This is a genomic window from uncultured Shewanella sp., from assembly GCF_947495455.1.
Taxonomy (GTDB): Bacteria; Pseudomonadota; Gammaproteobacteria; order Enterobacterales; family Shewanellaceae; genus Shewanella.
The window spans coordinates 1-5,176 of the sequence record NZ_CANLZC010000186.1 but is presented as its reverse complement, the minus strand read 5'-3'; the positions used below and the strand labels follow the sequence as shown (position 1 = coordinate 5,176).

Annotated in this window: 5 protein-coding genes; 4 read left to right on the top strand and 1 reads right to left on the bottom strand. The window is 36.6% G+C overall.

Translation table 11 applies throughout. The features are described from left to right. Positions 1–310: 310 nt before the first annotated feature. A complete protein-coding gene (locus Q0791_RS24410) occupies positions 311–868 on the bottom strand; it encodes a hypothetical protein (RefSeq protein WP_299011865.1) in 558 nt (185 codons plus the stop codon). A 2,386-nt stretch (positions 869–3,254) separates the two neighbouring features. Between Q0791_RS24410 and Q0791_RS24405 the strand changes: the two genes are divergently transcribed. The 4 genes from Q0791_RS24405 (at position 3,255) to Q0791_RS24390 (ending at position 5,065) form a co-directional block, all read left to right on the top strand. After that, positions 3,255–3,914, top strand: a complete 660-nt coding sequence (locus tag Q0791_RS24405) for a replication initiation protein (protein WP_299011866.1) — start codon at positions 3,255–3,257, stop codon at positions 3,912–3,914. A gap of 59 nt (positions 3,915–3,973) precedes the next feature. Beyond that, positions 3,974–4,420 (top strand): hypothetical protein, encoded by a 447-nt coding sequence (locus tag Q0791_RS24400; RefSeq protein ID WP_299011864.1) that lies wholly within the window; start codon positions 3,974–3,976, stop codon positions 4,418–4,420. 122 nt (positions 4,421–4,542) lie between these two features. Further along, positions 4,543–4,815 carry a type II toxin-antitoxin system Phd/YefM family antitoxin gene (locus Q0791_RS24395; RefSeq protein WP_299011863.1) on the top strand — a complete coding sequence of 91 codons (273 nt, stop codon included), beginning with the start codon at positions 4,543–4,545 and terminating at the stop codon, positions 4,813–4,815. After that, on the top strand, positions 4,796–5,065 hold the full coding sequence (locus tag Q0791_RS24390) for a Txe/YoeB family addiction module toxin (RefSeq protein ID WP_299011862.1): 270 nt from the start codon (positions 4,796–4,798) through the stop codon (positions 5,063–5,065). Before Q0791_RS24395 ends, Q0791_RS24390 begins: the two co-directional genes overlap by 20 nt. Positions 5,066–5,176: the final 111 nt, after the last annotated feature.

The following is a 5,176-nucleotide window of genomic DNA, read 5'->3' as shown; positions in this document are numbered from 1 at the left end:
ACTAATCTTTGGATATGCCGACGAGTCAGCCCTAACATTGACGCAGCGGTCATTTGGGTTAATTTTTTATTACAAACATCCTTAATGACACCAATGCGGTGCAGTTCGTTTTCACTCATCGTAATTAACATGACACCAATCTAATACACCGGATTATTTGGGCCCAGCATACCAAAATGTGACATCTCTAAATTGGGGAAATGTGACATTACTATATTGGATCTACAGAGCAAGCTGCCGCTCTGGCGTACAACGGGTATTATGGTAAATAGTTCTTTGCCATGGCATATCTTTATCACAGAGATACTACTTAATCTAACAATTCAGCAAGACAACGAACGAAGGCTCCTAGCCCATCAGCTATAAGTTCTACCGCAGCATCACGAAAATCGGTACGATTTGAGTCCCCCCCAAATACATCATCTATATCTAATTTAAACCCAAAACCGCTATTATTCTTTGCTGGTATAACGGGATCAATAAAACCTATACAATATTTTAAATCATTAATATCACTCGAACGATTCTTTGTTTTAATCTTAATGTATGTTCGGCAGCATTTGCCCAAACGACCATCATTTAATACATCAAGCTCTCTTTTTGTAAAATTCCTATAATTTTTATTATTAGGTTCTTCTAAACAGTTTAATAATTTGTAGCCAGCTTTAATTTTATCACTTGCTTTATATGAAGAAACCCTCTGCTTAGCTCTACGCGCAAAACCAAATGCATTATTTTTAGTCGCTTTACTAGCTTCAGTTTCCCTTATTGATATATATTTTTGCAATGAGTCTTTAAACATAATATCAGGCACTGCGGCAAGGGTATTGGCGTCAAGTTTAGCCAGATTAACAATGTTTCTAGGCATGGCTTTGGTCTAAATTGAATAGAAAGCCTCATTATATTTTAAAAGTCTTATTCTTTAAAATTATTTTATTATCGACATTTTTATTAACCGCATAATAACCTCTTTTTATTTACATTCACAAACTCAAAAAACAACAAAAGAAACTTTTCATTTAAGATTGAGCATAGTATATATATATTCACCATATAAAATAACAATTATCTATTGAGGCAGATTAAAGATATCATCTTACATAAAAAAAGTCCCTTTTGTAAGGCTATTTATTGAAGTTGGGATATAACTTTGAGTGAACAATTAACACCCTTAGAGCCTAGTTGATTAACGCCCGTTTTTTTCCCAATTTGAATACACCAAACAACTTGAATTTATCATCCTGTAGGAATCTCTTTTGACAGCTACTCGCTTTTCGCCATTTTCTTATATGACAGCTACTCACAGCGAATTAATTTAAACATTTTGATATACCGCCTTGATGATCCCCTTATGGGCGGGACGAAAATATCCAGATTTTTGGGCGATTCAGCGGAGGGTTTTAAAGGGAAACCCCAATCTCGAAGAGCAGGATTAAGTATTAAGAACGGAGTGCGAATAAACTTCAAAAGTGAAGACATGATACCCGTTTACGCGGTACATGTACTTCACCTATCCTGCCTGCTTAATGTTGTTTATCTAAAGGTTAATTTAAGGGAAAATTTGGTTATATTCGTTCCATTCAATTTCCGCTGAAAGCGTAAAATTTGAGATTAAATACAAAAAATCGTCGATTTTAAAAGGGTATTAGGGAAAACCTAAGCACACGAAAGTATACTTTCGACAGCGTGCCTATGTTTATCTTTTAATTTCATCAGGTATAGCAATCTCACAGCATTTTTAGAGCGTCTTATCAGTATTCTAAATACTTAAAGAAAATCTATTTAACTTTAAATAAATTCGAGTTTATTCATAAATCAGTGTTTGAATTTTTCAATATTCACAAAAAGAGCACAAAAAATAGCAATGGACGTGTATTGTCCTGTCTTAAATCTCTCATCAACAGGTGTATTGGAAGTGTATTGCACAATTTTTAACTTATTGTTTTTGCTAAATTTAAAAATGCAATACACTTCCAATACGCTCACTGAAAAATTTAATAAATACAATTAATTAATGGATGTGTATTGGACGCACAATACACATCCAATACACTTTTCTTAAAATTCTAAATGTATTCCAAAAAATTTACACTGGATTTCAAATCCCATAATCAACCCTTTAAATCAATAACTTACATTAAAACGGTCATTATTATTGAAGATTATCAATATAGCGTGGGGTGTGGGTCATTTTTAAGCTCAAGCCTCATCGGTTTTAATTTATCCTTGGATCAATCAATTTTTAACTGAATTTTCCATTTTTCGTTAAGCAGGCATCGCCGTTTGAGAGTGGATTTTGATGCACTGGATTCAAAACAGAGCACAGCAAACATTCGGCTTTCGAAGGAGATGATCTAACACTAAAAATTTATCGGTTCTTAGAGAAGATTTAAGGCCACTTCCGAATTTTGAATAGACTACGCTAATTCAAAATCCCTCAGCGGCTCAAAATTCAATTTAAAGTACCAAAGTCATGCAATGGGGTGTCTTTTTGGAGAAAGTCGCTTAAATCGCCATTTTGACCCCTTAAAATGCGTTTTCGAACGCAGTGAGAGCATGGAAGCGGAGCGAAACCAAAACGCAGCGCGTTTTTTCTTATCGAGATATCGCTTGTTTAACCCCATTCAGGGCATCACACAGCCCCCTGCTAATGAAATTGCCCCCTCATCCTGCCTGACATGCTTTTAAATTCGTTTTGGTCTTAGAGAGCCTCTCAGGGGCGTAGCCGAAATGCTGTTAGCGGATTGTGCTGTTGTGCTCGCCCCTGCCACCGGCAGGAAATGGCGAGGCATTATCGCTTGTGTCTTTTGCTTTTGGGGGATGCCGGAAACGAGCGAAGCGAGGGGAAGGGCTGGCGGGGGTGAAACCCCCAAGAAGGGTTATCACTCGAAAATTTCAAAATTAGGTGAGTTATCCACAGATTTTTTTTATTTTTAATTTTTTTCTTTTTAGATCTTTCTTGTTTTTATAAAGCTTTCTTGTTTAAGCGCTTATTACGCTTTGATTTAAAAGTTTTTTTTTTGCTTGGGGTGTATAGATTTACGGTTAAAAGGGATTTTAAGGTGTATAGATTTACGGTCAAAAGGGGTTTTAAGGTGTATAGATTTACGGTCAAATCCACAGGATTAAGGTGTATAGATTTACGGTCAAAAAGAAAGGCTTTAAAGTGTAAACATTGACGACCTTATACACCCATGCTAAAAGTGTACAAACAATGGATTGAATACACCTTTAAAATGAATAAAAACTTGCAAGTGACAAAATCAAACCTTTTAGTGGATGCCTCTTACGCCTTATCTGCTCAAGCACAGAAATTAGTTCTAGCCTGCTTGTCTAAAATTGATTCCAGAAAAAAAGCAACAAAAGAAATGACGCTTACTGCAAGTGAATTTTCTAATTTAATGGGCATAGATCTCTCTAATGCACACAGGGAATTATATAAAGCCGCAGACTCTCTTTTTAAATCAACCATAAAAATCAAAACTGAATTAGAAGAAATTGAGATTTATTGGATTCAAAAAAAAGCTAAGAAATTAAGAGGGCAAGGAAAAATAACACTGGTTTGGAGTGATGATGTTATTAAATACATAAGCTCATTAAAAAATCATTTTACAACTTATAAATTACGTCAAATAGCTAACTTACAGTCATCTCACTCTATTCGAATCTATGAATTATTGATGCGCTATAACAACACCACAAAAGAGCGATTAATTTGTGTTGATGACTTTCGATCAGCCTTGGGAGTTGAAGAAAAATATCTCGAATTTAAGGCATTAAATAGAAATGTCATAAAGCCTGCAATAAACGAATTAAATAAAAAAAGTGATATTTACGTGACATATGAAACAATAAAAAAAGGACGTTCGGTCGCAGCAATTTTCTTTGAATTCGGGAAAAATAAGCAAAAATGAAAACTTAGTCTATAGCTTTGCAACACTGAGCAACACCAAGGTAATGCAACAGGTGAAACATGGCAAAGGTAAATTTATCTCAAGCAAGTAAATTGGTCGGAAAAAATAGAACCACTATTTGGCGTCACATCAAGGCAGGTAAGCTTTCTTGCGAAAAAGATCGTGGCGGCAATCCAGTAATAGATACCTCTGAATTATTGCGTGTTTATGGGGAGATAATCGAAAATGCAACACCAAAAAAAGACAAAATGCAACACCAAGCAACACCCTCTTATGATGAACTAATAAAAGTCATTGATCAGCTAAGAGCTGAGCAAGTAGAAATGAAAGAGCAATTAAAATCTCTTACTAATCGATTAGAACACAAGCCAATTGAAGCCGTCACATCAGCTCCCATTACAGAGCCCGTAAAAGGGCGCCCTGAAGATGATCCTGAATGGCCAAAGGAAGTGAAAACAACAGCAGACATCACGCTACGAAAACGCATTCGAGACAAATACCGTTAATACATTCTCCTTGATGCATTTCTTCAACTCAAATCAGTGGATCAACACCGCTTACCATTTGACTTATCATGCCAGCGCCCTCACAATAGTACGGAAATACCGTACAGAAAAATGAGGCGACAATGAATAGCGTCAGCGTCAATAAATTCAGAGATAATTTAAAAACATATGTTGATCAGACCGTCAATGATCATGAGCCCTTAAAAGTCACTCGACGTGCAGGTGAAGATTTTGTGGTGATCAGTGCCGATGATTGGGCGCGAGATCAAGAAACCTTACATGTGCTGCAAAACAGCAGCCTTATGCAACAAATCTCCGAATCCATGAACACACACAAAGATGGAAAAGGCCATACACCAACACAAGAGCAAATGAATGAGATCACTGGTATTTGAGGGTAAAACGTGGCTCGTTTATGAGCAAATGAGAGAGACAGACAAGAAACTGCATAAAGCACTATGTAAAATTTTAAAGGACATGTTGCGCGGCGATCCAACTCAGGGACTGGGCAAACCAGAAGCCCTGAAACATAACCTGTCTGGCCTATGGTCAAAGCGCATTTCCCAAAAAGACAGGCTCATTTATAAATTTGATGAGACCCATGTTTATATCTTCGCGATTGGCGGCCACTACGACCAACATTAGCTTTTTAAGCTCACCGTCAGAGCAAGCTGCCGCTTGTTAAGGCAAGTTAAAGATGTCACATTAGGGAGCAAAGTAGATATGTCACACAAGTCGTATACCTGTTTAACCCCT

Coding starts and splice junctions, on each gene's coding strand:
- Q0791_RS24400 (WP_299011864.1), top strand. CDS start 3,974: ATGGCAAAGGTAAATTTATCTCAAGCAAGTAAATTGGTCGGAAAAAAT.
- Q0791_RS24410 (WP_299011865.1), bottom strand. CDS start 868: ATGCCTAGAAACATTGTTAATCTGGCTAAACTTGACGCCAATACCCTT.
- Q0791_RS24390 (WP_299011862.1), top strand. CDS start 4,796: ATGAGATCACTGGTATTTGAGGGTAAAACGTGGCTCGTTTATGAGCAA.
- Q0791_RS24395 (WP_299011863.1), top strand. CDS start 4,543: ATGAATAGCGTCAGCGTCAATAAATTCAGAGATAATTTAAAAACATAT.